Here is a 17994-nt window from a genome sequence, read left to right on the forward strand (position 1 = left end):
AGGGGGTCGAGCCATGGGGCGCGGCCGGGCCAAGGCCAAGCAGACGAAGGTCGCCCGCCAGCTGAAGTACAACAGCGGCGGCACTGACCTTGCGCGTCTGGCCAACGAGCTGGGCGCATCGCCGACGGCGCCGCTGACGCCTGTCAGCGAGCCGGTCGACGTCGATGACGAGCTGGACGACGACGACCCGTACGCAAAGTACGCGGATCTGTACAACAGCGATGACGACGAGGACGAGGACGACGAGTCCGGCCCGTCGGCTCAGCAGCGTCGCGGCGCTTGACGCCTCGCGTTCGCACCACAACCGGTGGCACCGCGTGATCGCATGACCACCGACGGCTGAACGATTCCGCTCGGCCTTCAGAGCAACACACGAAACCCGGTCCAGGGCCTCGCCCCGGACCGGGTTTCCGTGCTGTCTCAGCTCGCGTACGACCCGGTCATCGCCGCACCCTCGGTGTGCTCGCCGCGCTCGGTGATCTCACCGGCGACCCAGGCGTCGACACCCCGGTCGGCCAGCGCCGTCAGGGCCACGTCCACCGACTCCTGCGGGACGACGGCCATCATGCCGACACCCATGTTCAGGGTCTTCTCCAGCTCCAGCTGCTCGACCTGCCCGGCCTTGCCGACGAGGTCGAAGACCGCGCCCGGGGTCCACGTCGACCGGTCGACCGTCGCGTGCAGGTGGTCCGGGATGACCCGGGCCAGGTTCGCCGCGAGGCCGCCGCCGGTGATGTGCGAGTAGGCGTGCACCTCGGCCGTACGGGTGAGGGCCATGCAGTCCAGGGAGTAGATCTTGGTGGGCTCCAGCAGCTCCTCGCCGAGGGTCCGGCCGAACTCCTCGACGTGCTGGTCGAGGGACATCCCGGCCCGGTCGAAGAGCACGTGCCGGACCAGCGAGTACCCGTTCGAGTGAAGGCCGGACGACGCCATCGCGATGACGGCGTCACCCGTACGGATGCGATCCGCGCCCAGCAGGCGGTCGTACTCGACGACACCGGTGCCGGCGCCCGCCACGTCGAAGTCGTCCGGGCCGAGGAGGCCCGGGTGCTCGGCGGTCTCGCCGCCGACCAGGGCGCAGCCGGCGAGGACGCAGCCCTCGGCGATGCCCTTGACGATGGCCGCGACCCGCTCGGGGTGGACCTTGCCCACGCAGATGTAGTCGGTCATGAAGAGCGGCTCGGCACCGCAGACGACGATGTCGTCCATCACCATCGCGACCAGGTCGTGACCGATGGTGTCGTACACGCCCATCTGACGCGCGATGTCCACCTTCGTGCCGACCCCGTCGGTGGCGGAGGCCAGCAGCGGGCGCTCGTAGCGCTTGAGGGCGGAGGCGTCGAAGAGGCCGGCGAAGCCGCCGAGGCCGCCGAGGACCTCGGGGCGCTGCGTCTTCTTCACCCACTCCTTCATCAGCTCGACGGCGCGGTCTCCCGCTTCGATGTCGACGCCCGCGGCGGCGTAGCTGGCACCGGTGGTCTTCTCTGTCATGACAGGAGAGAGCTTTCGTGTCGTTGCTGCGTGAGATGCCGGCCCCTGGGAAAAGCCTGAAAGACAGGGACCGGCGCAGGTCTAGCCGGGGCCGCCCCCGCCCGCCCGGAAGCGGGCGGGAGGCCCGTCCCGCCCCTGGCGCGGGGCCCGGGGGCTAGGGGCGGCGGAGTGCGTCGGCGGCGTCCGTGCCGCCGGCCAGCTCGGTCTCCAGGAGCTGCTTGCCCAGCAGCTGCGGGTCGGGCAGCTCCATGGGGTACTCGCCGTCGAAGCAGGCACGGCAGAGGTTCGGCTTCTGGATGGTCGTCGCCTCGATCATCGAGTCGAGCGAGATGTACGCGAGGGAGTCCGCACCGAGCGAGGTGCCGATCTCCTCGACGCTCATGCCGTTGGCGATGAGCTCCGCCCGGGTGGCGAAGTCGATGCCGAAGAAGCACGGCCACTTCACCGGCGGCGAGGAGATCCGGATGTGGACCTCGGCCGCACCGGCCTCGCGGAGCATCTTGACGAGGGCGCGCTGGGTGTTGCCGCGGACGATCGAGTCGTCGACGACCACCAGGCGCTTGCCCCGGATGACTTCCTTGAGGGGGTTGAGCTTGAGGCGGATGCCCAGCTGGCGGATCGTCTGCGAGGGCTGGATGAAGGTCCGGCCGACGTAGGCGTTCTTGACCAGGCCGGAGGCGTAGGGGATCCCGCTGGCCTCGGCGTAGCCGACGGCGGCGGGCGTGCCGGACTCCGGCGTCGCTATCACCAGGTCGGCGTCGACCGGGGCCTCCTTGGCGAGGCGCCGGCCCATCTCGACACGCGAGAGGTAGACGTTCCGGCCGGCGATGTCCGTGTCCGGGCGCGCCAGGTAGACGTACTCGAAGACACAGCCCTTGGGCTTCGCTTCTGCGAAGCGCGAGGTGCGCAGGCCGTTCTCGTCGATCGCGACGAGCTCGCCGGGCTCGACCTCGCGGACGAAGCTGGCGCCCACGATGTCGAGGGCCGCGGTCTCGCTCGCGACCACCCAGCCGCGCTCCAGGCGGCCGAGGACCAGCGGGCGGATGCCCTGCGGGTCACGGGCGGTGTACAGGGTGCCCTCGTCCATGAAGACGAGGGAGAAGGCACCCTTGACCTGCGGGAGGACCTTGGCGGCCGACTCCTCGACGGTCAGGGGCTTGCCGTCGTCGTCCGTCTGGCCCGCCAGCAGGGCGGTGACCAGGTCGGTGTCGTTGGTCGCGGCCACCTGGGTGGCACGGCCGTCCTGACGGGGGAGGTCTGCGACCATCTCGGCAAGCTCGGCGGTGTTCACCAGGTTGCCGTTGTGGCCCAGGGCGATGGAGCCGTGGGCGGTCGCGCGGAAGGTGGGCTGAGCGTTCTCCCAGACGGAGGCTCCGGTGGTCGAGTAGCGGGCGTGACCGACCGCGATATGACCTTGGAGCGATCCGAGGGAGGTTTCGTCGAAGACCTGGGACACGAGGCCCATGTCCTTGAAGACGAGGATCTGGGAACCGTTGCTCACAGCGATGCCCGCGGACTCCTGTCCACGGTGCTGCAGTGCATACAGTCCGAAGTAGGTGAGCTTGGCGACCTCTTCACCCGGAGCCCAGACACCGAAGACGCCGCAAGCGTCCTGGGGGCCCTTTTCGCCGGGGAGCAGGTCGTGGTTGAGTCGTCCATCACCACGAGGCACGTCTCCGAGTGTAGGCGAGATCGACCACTGGTCCGAATTGGGGATGGCCGGGAAAAGTCACAGTGCGGACAGTCGGGTAACCCCTGCGGAGGGTAACGGCCCCGATATCCGGAATGCCGTGATTGGCAAGGGCGGCCTGTGGATTCGCACGCCCTTCCGTGCGCCCCTCTTCCGCCTCTCTTCCGCCTCTGGAGACCCTGCCGCGCCCTGATCCGGCGGTGCGGTGCCGTCCGTTTCTTTTCCTTTTCTTTTCCTTTCCGCCGGCCGGGCCCGCGGAGCCTGAGGACGTTGCCCGAGGAAGCTGCCCGGGGCCGCCGCCCCGGCCGTCACTCGGCGGCGGAAGCGGCCCGGGCCGTGAGGCCATTCCCGTCGGCCGCCGTCAGGGTCAGCGTCCGCTCCTGGATGCGCCAGGTGAGCGGGCCGCTGCCGAAGAGTTCGGTCAGGGTCCGCTCCAGCTCGCCCTCCGGGCCCGTGCAGGCCATCCGCGTCGTGGTCAGCGGGCCGAAGGTGACCCGCGGGCCGTCGAACGCGGCCGGGGCACTGAACCGGTTGCAGCCGAGGCTGCCGCTCACACCCGCGTCCGGGCCGATGGTGAACACGGCCTTGCCGGCGGCCCGGTCCGGCACGGAGGCCGCCGTATCTCCGCTGATCAGCCCGGTCACCGTCCACTCGGTGACGGTGAGCGGGGCGTCCGCCCCCGGCGGCTTCGCGGTCAGCTCGACGGTGCCGCCGCCGGCGGCCGTGAGCACGAGTCGGTCGGCGGACTCGCGCCGCACCTCCAGCCGGCCCTTCAGCAGCTCGGCGAAAACCGTCTCGAACTCCATGTGCTCGCAGGCCATGGCGGTGGAGGATCCGGGGGTGACGGTCACGGCTGACTGCGCGGACCCGTTCTCGTAGGACACGGCGGCCGTGAACCCGTTGCAGCCGTAGTTCCCCTTCGCCTCGGCCGTACGGGAGCCGGTGGGCTCGATCCCCAGGTGCGCGGCGGACGGCCCGGCCAGGCTCCGGCCGTCCGCCGTCACGCGCTGGACGGACCAGGACCCGGTGAAACCGGGGCCCGGGAGGGTGCCGGAGGGGCCGGAGCCGTCGGCGCAGGCCGCGGTGGCGGCGGCGAGGACGAGTACGGCGGCCAGGGCCGCGGGGAGGTGCCGGTGTGTGGGCATGCCCCTGGGACGGGCGGCGGGCCCGTCCGGTTCCGCGCGCGCTGCTCCGGCCGGGGGGATCCGGCAGGCCGGGGTCGGCTCCGGTCAGCTCATCACCGGCAGCAGCGCCCCCAGGTCGGCCCGCTCGCCGCTGGCCGTGACCTGGGCGTCCGCCACCGCCGAGGCCCAGTCCTGGCGGCCCGTGGCCAGCCTGACCCAGGTCAGCGGGTCGGTCTCCACCACGTTCGGCGGGGTGCCGCGGGTGTGCCGGGGGCCTTCGACGCACTGGACCACCGCGAACGGCGGGATGCGCACCTCGACCGAGCCGCCGGGGGCCTTGAGGGCGAGGGCGTCGGCGAGCAGCCGGGTGCAGGCGGCGAGCGCCTGCCGCTCGATCGGGATGGCCAGCCCGGCGGCCCGGTTGAGGTCGTCGGTGTGGACGACGAGCTCGACGGTCCGGGTGACGAGGAAGTCGGCCAGCGTCATGTCGCCGACCCACAGGGCGAGGACCCGGCTGCCCGGGTTCGCGGCCAGCGCCTCGGCCATCCGGGCGCCCGCGTGCTCGAAAAGCTCGGCCGGCGGGGCGCCCTCCAGGATCTCCTTCGCCGCCTCCGCGATCTTCCCGGCGAGGGAGGCGGTGGCGGAGGGCCACTCCACGGCCGTCAGCTCGGGCACGGCCGCCGGCGGGCGGGCGAGCCCGGCGGCGAGCGAGTCGGCGATCCAGGCGATGTGCGCGGCCAGGTCGGCCACGGTCCAGTCGCCGAGCCCGCTGTCCCGGCCGAGCTGTTCGGGTGTCAGTTCCCGGACGCCGTCGGCGATGTGGGCGAACTGCGCGGTGACGGCCGTACGGATCTTCGCGGCGTCGTAGGTACGGGTGCGACGGGTCCTGGATGCCATGCGGCGAGTCTGCCCGATCGGCCGCGGCCCCCGCAGCCGCTGCCACGGCCGGGTCCGGGTCCGGGCGTGGGTCCGGGTCCGGGGGTGGGTCCGGGTCCGGGGGTGGGTCCGGGTCCGGGGGTGGGTCCGGGTCCGGGGGTGGGCGCAGGGGCGGGGGCGGTGCCGCGGCCGGAGCGGCGGCCGGGCGGGTCGGTCAGGGCCGGGGGCCGGCGTCGAAGACCTCGCCGGTCGCGGGGACGCCGACACCGCGCCAGGTGAAGGGCAGGCCGCGGGCCGTGTCGGCGTCGGGCCCGTCCATCAGCTGGAAGTGCAGGTGCGGCTCCGAGGAGTTGCCGGAGTTGCCGCACTCGGCGATGAGCTGCCCGGCGGTGACCCGGTCGCCGACGCCGACCTTCAGCGAGCCGCGCTTGAGGTGGCCGTACAGGGCGTACGTGCCGTCGCCCAGATCCAGGACGATGTGGTTGCCGGTGACCCGGTCGGGCCCGCCGAGATCCCCCCGGACCGAGGACTCGGCCAGCAGCAGGTAGAGCACCGCCGGCAAGGAGGTGCGGCTGAGGTGGTCGCGCTGCCGGTCGGCGGCCCGGACCACCACCGCGTCGGCGACCGCGTACAACGGGGCGCCGAACGCGGGGAAGGCGCGGGCCGGCCGGACGAGCGGCCACAGCCAGGCGAACCCGGGGTGCGGCGGGTCCTGTGGGCCGGGCTCGGCGGTGATGTCGATGGCGAAGGCCTGCGCCAGCCGGTGGGTGCCGTGGCTCGGGACCTTGTCCGCGGGGCTGTTGGTCGCGGACCAGCGCCCGGCGACCGGGGGCTCGACCTCCCGGGCCGGCTCGGCGGTGTGGGGTGCCCGGGCGGCCATCCGGCCGGCCAGGAAGGTGAGCAGGAGGGCGAGTCCGGCGGGGAGCCAGACCCAGCGGAGGTCGGCGGGGAACCCCAGGCCGAGGTCGGTGGCGATGAGGGCGAGGAAGGCCACCCAGCAGCAGCGGCAGGTCAGGTGCACCGCCCGGCGCAGCCCGGTGGGGGCGGGACGGACGGGACGGACGGGACGGGACGGCTCGGCGGGGCCCAATGCGGCGGAGCCGTCGGCGGCGGTCAGCGCGGCCGCGGTGCCCGCGCCGTCGGCGGCGGCCCCGTTGGCGGCGGTGTCGGCAGCGGTGTCGGCGGGGGTCACGGGGTGGCCGCCGCGAAGACGACGAGCAGCGGGACGACCCGGCCGCCGGGGACCTCGTACCGCCCGCGCGCGGTGGTGTGCAGCCAGCCGGCCGCGGTGAGCTGGCGCAGGTGGTGGTAGACCTGCCCGCTGGTGCCGACCCCGTCGAGCGCGGTCAGCTCGGCGGCGGTCCGCTGCCCGGCCAGGATCTCCCGCAGCAGCCGGATCCGTACGGGGCTGCCGAGCGCGGCGAGGGCGTCGGCGGTGCGCTGCCGGTCCTCGGCGGCGTCGCCGAGGAGTTCCGCGGTGGGGAAGCCCTGCTGCCACTCGTACCGCTCGCCGGTGGGGAGCCCGACGGCGCCGGTGAACAGCACTCCGCCGTCCTCGGCCCCGAGTTCCGCGAGCTGTGCCTTGAAGCCTTCCAGGGCCCAGAAGTCCCCGGCCGGGTCGGCGGGTTCGGGCCGCCGGGCGTCTTGTGGCTGCTGTGCTTCGCGTGCTTCGAGTGCGGCCAGCCGCCGTTCCAGCTCGGCCACGCGTGCTTCAAGATCCATGCATGCAAAATTACGTCATTACGTAATTCCGTACAAGAGGCTGCGCGAGCACGCTCCGGAGAACGCCGAACCCCCGCCCGGCAGTGCGGGGCAGGGGTTCGGTCCGACGGGTCGGACGGGGCGGACGGGCGCCGGATCAGGCCAGCAGGGCCGGGATCGTCGCCTCGTGGGCCTCGCGGAGCTCGGCCAGCGGGATCGTGAACTCGCCCTGGACCTCGATCTCCTCGCCGTCCACGACACCGATGCGGGTGGCGGGCAGGCCGCGCGCGCCGCACATGTCGGTGAAGCGGAGCTCCTCGCTGCGCGGGACGGCCACGACGGCCCGGCCCGCCGACTCGGAGAACAGGAAGGTGAACGCGTCCATGCCCTCGGGCACCACGAGCCGCGCACCGTTGCCGCCGCGCAGGCAGGACTCGGTGAGCGCCTGGATGACACCCCCGTCGGACAGGTCGTGCGCTGCGTCGATCATGCCGTCGCGCGAGGCGGCGATCAGGATCTCCGCGAGCAGCTTCTCGCGGCCCAGGTCCACCTTGGGCGGCAGGCCGCCGAGGTGGTCGTGGACGACCTGCGACCAGGCCGAGCCGCCGAACTCCTCGGCGGTGTCGCCGAGCAGGTAGAGCAGCTGGCCGGCCTCCGCGAACGCCATCGGCGTACGGCGGTTGACGTCGTCGATCACACCGAGGACCGCCACGACCGGCGTCGGGTGGATCGCGGTGTCGCCGGTCTGGTTGTACAGCGAGACGTTGCCGCCGGTCACCGGGGTGCCCAGCTCCAGGCAGCCGTCCGCGAGACCGCGGGTGGCCTCGGCAAACTGCCACATGACGTCCGGGTCCTCGGGGGAGCCGAAGTTCAGGCAGTTGGAGATCGCCAGGGGCTTCGCGCCGGTCGCGGCGACGTTGCGGTACGACTCGGCCAGCGCGAGCTGGGCGCCCGCGTACGGGTCGAGCTTGGCGTAGCGGCCGTTGCCGTCGGTGGACATGGCGACGCCGAGGTTGGACTCCTCGTCGATGCGGACCATGCCCGCGTCCTCGGGCTGCGCGAGGACGGTGTTGCCCTGCACGAAGCGGTCGTACTGGTCGGTGACCCAGGACTTGGAGGCCTGGTTCGGGGAGGAGACCAGGGCCAGGACCTGCGCGCGGAGCTCCTCGGAGGTCTGCGGGCGGGGCAGCTTGGCCGCGTCGTCGGCCTGGAGGGCGTCCTGCCAGGAGGGACGGGCGTACGGGCGCTGGTAGACCGGGCCCTCGTGGGCGACGGTGCCCGGGGGCACGTCGACGATCTGCTCGCCGTGCCAGAAGATCTCCAGGCGCTCGCCGTCGGTCACCTCACCGATGACGGTGGCGATGACGTCCCACTTCTCGCAGATCTCCATGAAGCGGTCGACGTGCTGCGGCTCGACGATCGCGCACATGCGCTCCTGCGACTCGCTCATGAGGATCTCCTCGGGCGAGAGCGTCGCGTCGCGCAGCGGGACCGTGTCCAGCTCGACCCGCATGCCGCCGGAACCGGCCGAGGCCAGCTCGGAGGTGGCGCAGGAGAGCCCGGCGCCGCCGAGGTCCTGGATGCCGGCGACCAGCTTCTCCTTGAAGATCTCCAGGGTGCACTCGATGAGGAGCTTCTCCTGGAAGGGGTCGCCGACCTGGACGGCGGGGCGCTTGGTGGGCTTCGTGTCGTCGAAGGTCTCGGACGCGAGGACCGAGACGCCGCCGATGCCGTCGCCGCCGGTGCGGGCGCCGTAGAGGATGACCTTGTTGCCGGGGCCGGAGGCCTTGGCGAGGTGGATGTCCTCGTGCTTCATGACGCCGATGCAGCCGGCGTTGACCAGCGGGTTGCCCTGGTAGCAGGAGTCGAAGACGACCTCGCCGCCGATGTTGGCCAGGCCCAGGCAGTTGCCGTAGCCGCCGATGCCCGCGACCACGCCCGGCAGGACGCGCTTGGTGTCGGGGTGGTCGGCGGCGCCGAAGCGCAGCGGGTCCACGACCGCGACCGGGCGGGCACCCATGGCCAGGATGTCGCGGACGATGCCGCCGATGCCCGTGGCCGCGCCCTGGTAGGGCTCGATGTACGAGGGGTGGTTGTGCGACTCGACCTTGAAGGTGACCGCGTAGCCCTGGCCGACGTCGACGACGCCGGCGTTCTCGCCGATGCCGACGAGCATGGCGTCGTTCTCGGGGACCTTCTCGCCGAACTGCTTCAGGTGGACCTTGCTGCTCTTGTACGAGCAGTGCTCGGACCACATGACGGAGTACATGGCGAGCTCGGCACCGGTGGGGCGGCGGCCGAGGATCTCGCGGATCCGCAGGTACTCGTCCTCCTTGAGGCCGAGTTCCTTCCAGGGCTGCGCCGAGTCCGGGGTCTCGGCGGCGTGCTTGACGGTGTCCAGAGTCATGCGGAGACCAGCTTCTTCAGGATCGAGGTGAAGAATCCGAGGCCGTCGGTGCGGCCCGTCCCGATCAGCGGCTCCACCGCGTGCTCGGGGTGCGGCATGAGGCCGACGACGTTGCCCGCGGCGTTGGTGATGCCGGCGATGTCGTTCAGCGACCCGTTGGGATTGAAGTCCAGGTAGCGGAAGGCCACGCGGCCCTCGGCCTCCAGCTCGTCCAGGGTGTGCTGGTCGGCGACGTAGCGGCCGTCCATGTTCTTGAGCGGGACGGAGATCTCCTGGCCCTGCTCGTAGTCGCCGGTCCAGGAGGTCCCGGCGTTCTCCACCCGGAGCTTCTGGTCGCGGCAGATGAAGTGCAGGTGGTTGTTGCGGAGCATCGCGCCCGGCAGCAGGTGGGCCTCGGTGAGGACCTGGAAGCCGTTGCAGATGCCCAGGACCGGCATGCCGGCCTTGGCCTGCTCGATGATGGTCTCCATCACCGGCGAGAACCGGGAGATGGCGCCGGCGCGCAGGTAGTCCCCGTAGGAGAAGCCGCCCGCGAGGACGACCGCGTCGACCTGGTGCAGGTCCTTGTCGCGGTGCCACAGCGAGACCGGCTCGGCCCCCGCGAGGCGGACGGCGCGCAGCGAGTCACGGTCGTCGAGCGTTCCGGGGAACGTGACGACGCCGATGCGAGCGGTCACGACTCCACCTTGACGACGAAGTCTTCGATGACGGTGTTGGCGAGGAACGTTTCGGCCATCTTGTGGATGCGGTCGAGGGCGGCCTGGTCGACCGGACCCTCCACTTCCAGCTCGAAGCGCTTCCCCTGGCGGACGTCGGCGATGCCCTCGAAGCCCAGGCGCGGCAGTGCACGCTGCACCGCCTGGCCCTGGGGGTCGAGGATCTCCGGCTTGAGCATGACGTCGACTACGACGCGTGCCACTGGCACTCCCGATGGGTGGTTGGTGCGAAGGCGGTTCCTTCAGCGTACCCGCCCGAAATTTCTACGCGGGTAGATTTCGGAAGGGGGTCCGCGGGGGCCTCTCCGGGCATGTCCGGCGAGGGCTCCTTTCGGCTTCACCAACGCTTCGCAAAATCCACCGGAAAACCACGCGCTCGGGATTGCGGCGGGACACGCGGAGAGAATTAACTGGGCTTCGCAATGCAAAGGGAATCGAGGTACAAAGGAATCCTCGGCGGCACGGCATTTGCCGCTCCGCACCCGGTACCGAAAGACGCATTGCTCCGAAACATCCACACAGGCGACATCACCGCACGTCAGCGGGCGGTGACTGTCGCGCGAAGGGACCGATATCCGTGGCGCAGCGCGTAGTGGTCACACTCTCCGACGACATCGACGGCGGAGAAGCGGCGGAAACGGTCACGTTCGGCCTGGACGGCAAGTCCTACGAGATCGACCTCAATCCGGCCAACGCCGGGAAACTGCGGGACGCCCTCGCCCCGTACATGGCCGCCGGACGCCGGCAGGCCCGCTCCGGGAAGGCCTTCAAGCACACCTCCCTCGCGCCCGACCCGGCGGTCGTCCGCGCCTGGGCCCGCTCGCACGACTTCGACGTGCCCCCGCGGGGCCGCATCCCCAAGCGCGTCTACGAGGCCTACCACCAGGCCCACTGAAGCGGGCCCGCCGAGGCTGATTTGGCATCCACCCCCTCCCGTCCGCTAGTGTGTGGATCACGCCGAGGGGCGAGACCGCAGGTCAGAGCCTCGAAGGTCGTGCGGGTGTAGTTCAGTAGCAGAACATCCCCCTTCCAGGGGGAAGGCGCAGTGTGCGATCCCTGTCACCCGCTCGCAAAGGCTTTACCGACCACTCCGGTGGATCAGGTAGAGTGATGCACGCATCGCCCGGCAGAAACGCCGAAGCGGGCATGCGGACGTAGCTCAGTTGGTAGAGCACCACCTTGCCAAGGTGGATGTCGCGAGTTCGAGTCTCGTCGTCCGCTCAGAGTGCAAAGGCCCTGATCAATGATCAGGGCCTTTGTCGTATGCGCACGCAGAACACCTGCCGCGCACTGACAAATGTCATCGGGGGCGATGACCACGCCCACTGGTGCGGGCAAGGGCCTGCCGCGAGGCTGGAGCCATGGGGAACAGCACCCGCCACAGGGTGATCGGGGGAATCGGGGAACCGTGTCGAAACTCACCGGATGGTGGAAGAACCGCAGCACCGCGGCAAAGGTGGAGCTTTACACACGGGGGTCGTTCCACTTCTTCGCGGTCCTCGAGATCCTGTCCTTCGGGCTGGTCCCGCTGGGCGCCGCTGCCGAGGGGGGCATCTCCCGACCCCTCGCGCTCGGGGCGATGCTGATCGTCCTCGTCCACGCCGTGGCCACGGCGTTCCTCTCCTCCCGGGCACTGGACTGGCAGGTGGGCAGCCGGGAGCGCCCGGTACGGCTCGCGGTGGCGACGGCCGTCGCCACCGCCGGCGTCTGCCTCGCCTTCCTGGTGCTCCGCAAGACCGGGCACCTCCCCGAGGCCGTGGCGCCGTCGCTCGTCGGCGGCCTGGCCTGCTTCACCTGCGGCTCCCTCGTGCTCTGCATGAACCGGGTGCGCCAGATGTGGCGCGTCTCACCGGCCTGGGCGCTCGGCGCGGGCACGGCCGTGCTGGCCCTGGGCCTGCCGGTGGCCGAAGCCGTCGGGTACACGATCGGGATGCTGCTGACCGGCCTGTTCATGAGCGGGGCCTGCGGCTTCTCGGGCTGGCTGTTGCGGATGGTCTACGAGCTCGACCACGCCCGGGAGCTCCAGGCCCAGCTGGCCGTCGCCGAGGAGCGGCTGCGCTTCGGCCGCGACCTGCACGACGTGATGGGCCGCAACCTGGCCGTCATCGCCCTCAAGAGCGAGCTCGCGGTCCAGCTGGCCCGGCGCGAACGCCCGGAGGCCGTCACCCAGATGGTCGAGGTCCAGCGGATCGCCCGCGAGTCGCAGCGCGAGGTGCGCGACGTCGTACGCGGCTACCGGGAGGCCGACCTCGCGGCGGAGCTGGAGGGCGCGCGGGGCGTGCTGACCGCGGCCGGGATGGACTGCCGGGTCGAGGCCGACCCGGGCCGGAAGCTGCGCCCCGAGGTGCAGTCGGCGCTCGGCTGGGTGGTCCGGGAGGCCACCACGAACGTCCTGCGGCACGGCGACGCACGCTCCTGCGTGATACGCCTCACGGCGCCCGAGGAGGGCGAGCTGACCCTCGTCGTGGAGAACGACGGGGCACCCGAGGTGCCGGCCGGGCTGCCCGGCTCCGGGCTCGCCGGGCTGCGGGAGCGGCTCGCGGTGCTCGACGGCACCCTGGAGGCCGGCCCGGTGGGCGACGGCCGATTCCGGCTGCGGGCGCGGATCCCGGGCCGCCAACTGCGAGGACTGGAGGTGCGGGCGTGAGCCCCGTACGCGTGCTGCTGGCCGACGACGAGCACCTGATCCGCGGGGCGCTCGCCGCCCTGCTGGCCCTGGAGGACGACCTGCTGGTCGTCGCCGAGGCGGCCTCGGGACCCGAGGCCCTGGCGATGGCGCGGGCCCACCGGCCGGACGTGGCCGTGCTGGACCTGCAGATGCCCGGGGCGGACGGTGTGAGCGTGGCCACATCCCTGAAGGCCGAACTCCCCGGCTGCAAAACCATGATCGTGACCAGCCACGGGCGGCCCGGCCACCTCAAGCGGGCCCTGGCGGCGGGGGTGCGGGCCTTCGCGCCGAAGACGGTGTCGGCGCAGCGGCTGGCCGAGCTGATCCGGACCGTGCACGCCGGAGGCCGTTACGTCGACCCCGAGTTGGCGGCCGACGCGATCAGCGCGGGGGACTCGCCGCTGACCGCCCGCGAGGCCGAGGTGCTGGAACTCGCCGGGGACGGGGCGCCGGTGGCGGAGATCGCCGAACGGGCCGGCCTGTCGCAGGGGACCGTGCGCAACTACCTGTCGTCCGCCGCTTCGAAGCTCGGCGCGGAGAACCGGCATGCCGCAGTGCGTCTCGCGCGCGAGCGCGGTTGGGTATAGTGGTTCCCGCGCCACGGCGCATGCGGACATAGCTCAGTTGGTAGAGCACCACCTTGCCAAGGTGGATGTCGCGAGTTCGAGTCTCGTTGTCCGCTCTGGAACGGAGAAGCCCCCGGTCGATGACCGGGGGCTTCTCCGTGTCCGCGTCGCGGGGGCGGCGGGCCGGGAGCCGGATCGCCCCCGCCGGCGGGCGGCGCGGGGTGATCCGGCGCGGGGCGGTCCGCTCGGGGCGGTCCGGCCGGCGGGCTCAGGTCCAGTTCTGGCCGGTGAGCCGCTCGTACGCCTCGATGTACTTGGCGCGGGTCTGCTCGACGACCTCCTCCGGGAGGGCCGGCGGCGGCAGTTCGCCCTTCGGGTCCCAGCCGGAGGCCGGGGACGACAGCCAATTGCGGACGAACTGCTTGTCGTAGGAGGGCTGGGCGCGGCCCGGCTCCCACAGGTCGGCCGGCCAGAAGCGGGACGAGTCCGGGGTCAGCACCTCGTCGGCGGCGACCAGGGTGCCGTCCGCGTCGAAACCGAACTCGAACTTGGTGTCCGCCAGGATGATCCCGCGCTCGCGGGCGATGTCCCGGGCCCGGCTGTAGACGGCCAGGGTGGTCTGGCGCAGCAGCGCGGCGGTCTCGGCGCCGGTGGTGCGCGCCACCTCCTCGTAGGAGACGTTCTCGTCGTGCTCGCCGACCTCGGCCTTGGCGGCCGGGGTGAAGATCGGCGCGGGCAGCTCGGAGCCGTCGACGAGGCCCTCGGGCAGGGCGAGCCCGCAGACCGTACGGGTCTGGTCGTACTCGGCGAGGCCGGAGCCGGTGAGGTAGCCGCGGGCCACGCACTCGACCGGCACCATCGTCAGGTTCTTGCAGACCAGGGTGCGGCCCGCCCAGTCCGCGGGGGCGCCCGCGGGGAGGTCCGTGCCGAGCACGTGGTTCGGGACGAGGTCGGCGAGCTGCTCGAACCACCACAGCGAGAGCTGCGTCAGGACGCGGCCCTTGTCCGGGATCTCGGTCGGCAGCACCCAGTCGAACGCGGACATGCGGTCGCTGGCGACCATGACGAGGTTGCCGTCCTCGTCGCGGTAGAGATCGCGGACCTTGCCGGTGTGGAGGTGGACGAGGCCCGGAACCTGAACCGGCTCGGGCTTTTCGACGAATCCGGACACGGGGTCTCCCTGTGGTTCTGTACGAGCGCAGCCCCATTCTCCCGCACCGGCGCGTGCCGGCCGACGACGGGTCCGGGTCGGCGCGGGTCAGTCCCTCTTGCAGATCCGGTCCAGGAGGTTGGCCGTGGCCCGCTGGATCCGCTCGTCCACGTGGCCGGGGCGGTCCAGGGCCGGGGTCCAGCCGAAGGTGCCGGACGCGAAGACGAGGGCGCCGCTGGGGGCCCGGTACAGGGAGGTCTCCTGGTGGCGCTTGGCCCCGCCGCCGTCCCGGTACGGGGAGTGCGCGAGCAGGATCCGGTCCCGGTGCTCGGGCAGCTGGGTGCGGGGGAAGTACCGGTCGGCCTCGCCCGCGACCAGGCCGGGCAGCTCGTCGTTCTCGGCGGCGCCGGTGGCCTCCCACAGCCAGTGCGAGGCGTTGCGCACGATCAGCGGCGCCGGCTCGGGGACCCGCCCGGCGTACTGGATGCCGAGCAGCTGCTGCTCGGGGCGGTCGACCTCGCGCCACAGGCTGGGGCGGCCGGGACCGCGGCGTTTCCGGCAGGTCAGGAGCCGGTCGGCGACCCCGGACGGGGAGGGGGCCAGCTCGACCTGCCAGTACATGGTGTTGGCGGACAGGAAGACCAGCGAGGTGCCGTGGTCGCGGGCGCGCTCGGCTGCGCGGCGCATGGCGGCCGACCAGTACTCGTCGTGGCCGGGGAAGACCAGGCCGCGGTAGCGGGCGGGGTCGACGCGGCCGGCGTGCAGGTCGCGGGTGTCGGCGTAGGCGAGGTCGTAGCCGTGGCGCTCGGCCCAGCGGATGAAGTCGTAGGCGTGGCCCACGTGCAGGGGCAGGCCCGTGCCCGCGTAGGGGCGGTCGAAGGAGACCGTGACGGCCGCGTCCTGCGTGCCGAGGAGCCGGCCCTCCTCGTCCCAGGCGTGGTAGAGGCTCGCGCCGGTGCGGCCGTCCTCGGGGTAGAGGTTGTACGCCTGCCAGGTGATGTCGGGCAGCAGGAGCAGCAGGTCGGCGGGGCGGTCGTCGCGCACGGTGAAGGGGATGTGGGAGCGGTACCCGTCGACAGTGGTGAGCACGGCGACGTACGCCCCGGCGTTCCAGTGGTCGGGGACCCGCAGCCGCCAGGACAGCCACCAGTGGTGGCAGGAGACCGTGCGGTCGGCGGTGAGGGGCGGCGGCTGGACGAAGCCGGAGAGGCGCGGGCTGGTCGTGATCCGGGCGGCGCCGGCGCCGCCGTAGTGGCCGATGCGGTGGACCTCGACGGAGAACTGCTGGGGCGGGTCCACGGTGATGTGGAAGTCGATCGTCTCGCCGGGCGCCGCGGCGCCGGTGGAGGTGAACCCCTTGATCTGCCGGTGGACGTCGTCGGCGGTGCGGGGGCCGCCGCCGCGTGCCGTGTCGGGGGACGGGCCGGGGGGCCCGGCCGGATCCGCGTACCAGGGCACCACCCGGCCGGTGTCGCCGAAGTACGCCTCGCCGCCGCGGAGCCACGGCAGCGGTCCCGGGCCGAAGGGGTCGTTCACCGCGTGCGCGAGCGCCCCTGACTCCCATCGCCGGATCCGGTCCGCACCCATTCCGCTCCCCTCCCTCGCTCCCCCGAACGGCTTCTGCACACGGCGGCGCGGCACGGTCCAGGAGGTCCGGCGCGGCCGGTCCCAGCACATCACATGACGCGCTCGTTCCGTCACCGTTCGCCACAACCGGGGCCAGGGATACGGCCGGGGTCAGGGCCGGGCACGGGAAGGGGCAGGGAGGGGGGAGAGGCAGGGGCGTCGGCCGGGACAGGGGCAGAGGCCGGCAGGCCGGGGGCAAGCCGGGGGAGGGGGACGGCGCCGGCGTCCGTCAGACCAGGCGGACCGGCTTCTCGGGGCGGATGCCCAGCTCGGCCAGCCAGTCGCGCAGGGGCTCCGGGTCGCCGTCCTCGACCAGGCTCAGGACGCGGGGAGCCAGGTCCGAGCGGCGCTCGCCGCCCGCCAGCAGGACCGGGCCGTCCAGCCAGTCCAGGCCGGGGGCGGCGCCCACGCAGTCCACGGCCGCGCAGCACACCAGGGCGGTCACGTGGTCGGCGAGCAGGTCCCGGCCGCTCCTGGGCGGCTGCAGCGGGAACAGGGGTACGGCGTCGGCCCCGCGGGCCACCTCGGAACGGCGGCCTCCGGAACGTTCCTCCCGGGCCAGGTCACCGCTCAGCCGCCCGGCCAGGGCCTCACCGGCCCCGCCCTCGCCGCCCGCGTCCGCCAGGTAGCCGAGGATCCGGTCCAGCGTGGGGCCCGGCCCCGACGGCACGGCCAGGCCGTCCAGCGCCTGGTGCAGCCGGGCCGCCTCCGCCCGCCACGTGCGGTCCACGACCTCCTCCGGGTACGCCGTCCAGTCCACCGGCGCCCAGTCCGGCCCGGGCTCGGCCGGGCCGCCGTGGAAGAGCCGCGCTGCGAGCAGGGAGGCCGCCTCGTCGACGGCGCCCGGCCGCTCCAGCAGGTCGCACGCGGGCCGCTCGCCGAGCCGGGAGGTGAATCCGTCGGCCATCCGGTCCCGCCGGGACAGCTCGGTCAGCGCGGAGACCACTCCGGCGTCGAGGTGGGAGGGCCACCGGCCCATCCGCCACGCCGGCAGTGCCACCCGGGTCAGCAGCCGGTCCCATCCCGCGTACGCGAGGCCGACCTGCTCCTGGGCGACGATCCGCAGCCCGTAGTCCACCCGCTGCGCGCGGTCCGAGGCGGCCGCGGCCACCCCGCGCTCCATCTCGGCGGCGTCCTCCCGGCAGAGCCGCAGCAGCAGCCGCGCCGGGCCTCCGATCCAGCCGAGGCCGGGCCGCCCGGCCACGTCCACGGCGGCGTCCAGCCCGCGCACGAAGCCGCGGGCATCGGCTATGTCGGGGTGCGCCGAGGGCCCCGTACCGGCGACGACCGGCGCGAGCACGGCCCGCAGCTCGGCGACCCTCATCCACCACAGGAACGGCGAGCCGATCACCAGCACGGGTGCCGCGCCCGGCTCCGTCCCGGGGCCGGCGGCGGCCGCGCCGCGCCGCCGGTGGGCGGCGTGCGTACGGTCCTCCAGCCAGCTGTCGCAGTCCGGCGTCAGGGCTATCGCGGAGGGCGCCGGCACCTCCATGCGGTCCGCCAGGTCCCGCACCAGCCGGTACAGGTCGGGCGCCTCGGCCTCGGCCAGCGGCACGGTCGGCGTCACGGCGGGCCCGGCCCGGACCACCACCGCGGTGAAGATCCCGCCCACCAGCAGCACCAGCGCGGCGACCGCGCACACGACGAGGGTCACCAGCGGCCAGGGGTCCCCGGCCAGCCGGCCCGTCAACCGGGCGGAGACCAGCACCACCGCGAGGGCGGCGGGCAGCAGGCCGACGGCCAGCGCCCTGCTGCGCACGCGCAGCACGGCCAGGGCACGGGAGCGCGCCGACGGCGGGCTCCCTTCTGGATACGAACCGGTTCCGGACACGACCGGACCTCACCCCCTCTGCCCTGCGGCGGTTTTGCTCACTCCCCCACTGTGACACCCGCCACTGACATCGCAATGCCGGTGGGCCAAGTGCCGGAATGCTTGCGCCGCACCCTAGTTGGGGAGCGCCCGGCAGTCAGCCGGACGG

At 72.8% G+C, this 17994-nt stretch carries 16 protein-coding genes and 3 tRNA genes; 7 read left to right on the forward strand and 12 right to left on the reverse strand.

The annotated features are described in order from the left end of the window. The first annotated feature begins 13 nt into the window (after window positions 1-13). Window positions 14-283, forward strand: coding sequence for a DUF3073 domain-containing protein (locus ACIQUT_RS16985; protein WP_403563702.1), 270 nt, complete (start codon window positions 14-16; stop codon window positions 281-283). 137 nt (window positions 284-420) lie between these two features. Here ACIQUT_RS16985 and purM read toward each other — a convergent pair whose 3' ends face one another. The 9 genes from purM to purS all read right to left on the reverse strand — a co-directional run bounded on the left by purM (window position 421) and on the right by purS (window position 10208). Further along, the gene (gene purM, locus ACIQUT_RS16990) at window positions 421-1491 is read right to left on the reverse strand and encodes a phosphoribosylformylglycinamidine cyclo-ligase (RefSeq protein ID WP_403563703.1); all 1071 of its coding nucleotides are present in this window, start codon (window positions 1489-1491) and stop codon (window positions 421-423) included. Between the two features lie 154 nt (window positions 1492-1645). After that, a complete protein-coding gene (purF, locus tag ACIQUT_RS16995; protein ID WP_403563704.1) occupies window positions 1646-3163 on the reverse strand; it encodes an amidophosphoribosyltransferase in 1518 nt (505 codons plus the stop codon). A 326-nt stretch (window positions 3164-3489) separates the two neighbouring features. Beyond that, a complete protein-coding gene (locus tag ACIQUT_RS17000) occupies window positions 3490-4326 on the reverse strand; it encodes an META domain-containing protein (protein ID WP_403563705.1) in 837 nt (278 codons plus the stop codon). A gap of 84 nt (window positions 4327-4410) precedes the next feature. Next, complete coding sequence (locus tag ACIQUT_RS17005) at window positions 4411-5202, reverse strand: sterol carrier family protein (protein ID WP_403563706.1); 792 nt, start codon at window positions 5200-5202, stop codon at window positions 4411-4413. Between the two features lie 193 nt (window positions 5203-5395). Next, window positions 5396-6373: a M23 family metallopeptidase gene (locus ACIQUT_RS17010; protein ID WP_403563707.1), complete on the reverse strand. Its 978-nt coding sequence runs from the start codon at window positions 6371-6373 to the stop codon at window positions 5396-5398. Then, window positions 6370-6903, reverse strand: coding sequence for an ArsR/SmtB family transcription factor (locus ACIQUT_RS17015; RefSeq protein WP_403563708.1), 534 nt, complete (start codon window positions 6901-6903; stop codon window positions 6370-6372). The genes ACIQUT_RS17010 and ACIQUT_RS17015 overlap by 4 nt, the downstream gene beginning before the upstream one ends. A gap of 136 nt (window positions 6904-7039) precedes the next feature. After that, complete coding sequence (gene purL / locus ACIQUT_RS17020; protein ID WP_403563709.1) at window positions 7040-9289, reverse strand: phosphoribosylformylglycinamidine synthase subunit PurL; 2250 nt, start codon at window positions 9287-9289, stop codon at window positions 7040-7042. Further along, complete coding sequence (gene purQ, locus ACIQUT_RS17025) at window positions 9286-9966, reverse strand: phosphoribosylformylglycinamidine synthase subunit PurQ (RefSeq protein ID WP_403563710.1); 681 nt, start codon at window positions 9964-9966, stop codon at window positions 9286-9288. The genes purL and purQ overlap by 4 nt, the downstream gene beginning before the upstream one ends. Continuing rightward, window positions 9963-10208 carry a phosphoribosylformylglycinamidine synthase subunit PurS gene (gene purS, locus ACIQUT_RS17030; protein ID WP_179174904.1) on the reverse strand — a complete coding sequence of 82 codons (246 nt, stop codon included), beginning with the start codon at window positions 10206-10208 and terminating at the stop codon, window positions 9963-9965. Before purS ends, purQ begins: the two co-directional genes overlap by 4 nt. Before the next feature lie 374 nt (window positions 10209-10582). Here purS and ACIQUT_RS17035 point away from each other — a divergent pair, with 374 nt between their 5' ends. The 6 genes from ACIQUT_RS17035 to ACIQUT_RS17060 all read left to right on the forward strand — a co-directional run bounded on the left by ACIQUT_RS17035 (window position 10583) and on the right by ACIQUT_RS17060 (window position 13355). Continuing rightward, the gene (locus ACIQUT_RS17035) at window positions 10583-10900 is read left to right on the forward strand and encodes an Lsr2 family protein (protein ID WP_403563711.1); all 318 of its coding nucleotides are present in this window, start codon (window positions 10583-10585) and stop codon (window positions 10898-10900) included. 101 nt (window positions 10901-11001) lie between these two features. After that, window positions 11002-11073 (forward strand) — tRNA-Gly (locus ACIQUT_RS17040). A gap of 80 nt (window positions 11074-11153) precedes the next feature. Continuing rightward, a tRNA-Gly gene (locus tag ACIQUT_RS17045) sits at window positions 11154-11226 on the forward strand. Window positions 11227-11413: 187 nt separating this feature from the next. Next, the gene (locus ACIQUT_RS17050; RefSeq protein ID WP_403563712.1) at window positions 11414-12652 is read left to right on the forward strand and encodes a sensor histidine kinase; all 1239 of its coding nucleotides are present in this window, start codon (window positions 11414-11416) and stop codon (window positions 12650-12652) included. Next, window positions 12649-13260, forward strand: a complete 612-nt coding sequence (locus tag ACIQUT_RS17055; protein WP_179174907.1) for a response regulator transcription factor — start codon at window positions 12649-12651, stop codon at window positions 13258-13260. Before ACIQUT_RS17050 ends, ACIQUT_RS17055 begins: the two co-directional genes overlap by 4 nt. A 22-nt stretch (window positions 13261-13282) precedes the next feature. Next, window positions 13283-13355: transfer RNA gene (locus tag ACIQUT_RS17060), tRNA-Gly, on the forward strand. A 152-nt stretch (window positions 13356-13507) separates the two neighbouring features. Here ACIQUT_RS17060 and ACIQUT_RS17065 read toward each other — a convergent pair. From ACIQUT_RS17065 to ACIQUT_RS17075, 3 genes are all read right to left on the reverse strand, one after another. Next, window positions 13508-14410: a phosphoribosylaminoimidazolesuccinocarboxamide synthase gene (locus tag ACIQUT_RS17065; protein ID WP_403563713.1), complete on the reverse strand. Its 903-nt coding sequence runs from the start codon at window positions 14408-14410 to the stop codon at window positions 13508-13510. A gap of 87 nt (window positions 14411-14497) precedes the next feature. Beyond that, on the reverse strand, window positions 14498-15976 hold the full coding sequence (locus tag ACIQUT_RS17070; RefSeq protein WP_403563714.1) for a N,N-dimethylformamidase beta subunit family domain-containing protein: 1479 nt from the start codon (window positions 15974-15976) through the stop codon (window positions 14498-14500). 268 nt (window positions 15977-16244) lie between these two features. Continuing rightward, entirely contained in the window at window positions 16245-17846 is a 1602-nt protein-coding gene (locus ACIQUT_RS17075; RefSeq protein ID WP_403563715.1) for a hypothetical protein, read from the reverse strand. Window positions 17847-17994 lie beyond the last annotated feature (148 nt).

Origin of the sequence: Streptomyces sp. NPDC090445 (assembly GCF_044769385.1) — a bacterium.
Classification (GTDB): domain Bacteria; phylum Actinomycetota; class Actinomycetes; order Streptomycetales; family Streptomycetaceae; genus Streptomyces.